The following is a 540-nucleotide window of genomic DNA, read 5'->3' on the forward strand; positions in this document are numbered from 1 at the left end:
CATTCTTGAGCAGATCGGCAGCACCGGCGGCGGCGATCATGCGGAAGAGGGGGATTTCTTTTGCCACAGTGCTGGAACTGCTGGCCGGCCTGCGCTCCGCACCGGCGGGGCAGGGCGCTGCGGCCACGGCCACGCCGCCAGGTGACTTCATAACGCAGGTGGCGGGTATCGAGGAGGCGCTTTATGAGCTTCATCTGCGGCTGTGGAATCTGACAAAAGACAATCTGTACCGGGATGCGTCCCCGGCGCAGAAAATGGCGGGGATGCTGACGGAACACATGGACATGCAGCTACTGGAGGTTTACCGGCGGGCCGCCGAAATGCGCAGACATCTGGCATAGCAGTGAGGGGAGGTGGTTGATTTATGACCACCTCCTTTTTTTCACTGCCGGCGCGGGCAGCGGGCCGTTATCCACAGGTTAATGCCGGGTCTGTGCAGCCCGGCAGTGGAAAAGGCCGTCGCTGCGCGCCTCCATACCAGGCCGCGCTGTGGCGCGTCCGGAGCTCCCCGCCGTGCCTTCACTGTACCCCGGTGGTCCT

At 63.5% G+C, this 540-nt stretch carries 1 protein-coding gene; it reads left to right on the top strand.

Annotated elements, in window-relative coordinates; all coding sequences use genetic code 11:
* Positions 1-341, top strand: a 341-nt coding sequence (locus IAE50_RS26440) for a hypothetical protein (RefSeq protein ID WP_234467361.1), incomplete at its 5' end; no start/stop codon positions are given.
* Positions 342-540 lie beyond the last annotated feature (199 nt).

It is taken from the genome of Kosakonia sp. S42 (genome assembly GCF_016624785.1).
In the GTDB taxonomy this organism is placed as follows: Bacteria; Pseudomonadota; Gammaproteobacteria; order Enterobacterales; family Enterobacteriaceae; genus Kosakonia; species Kosakonia cowanii.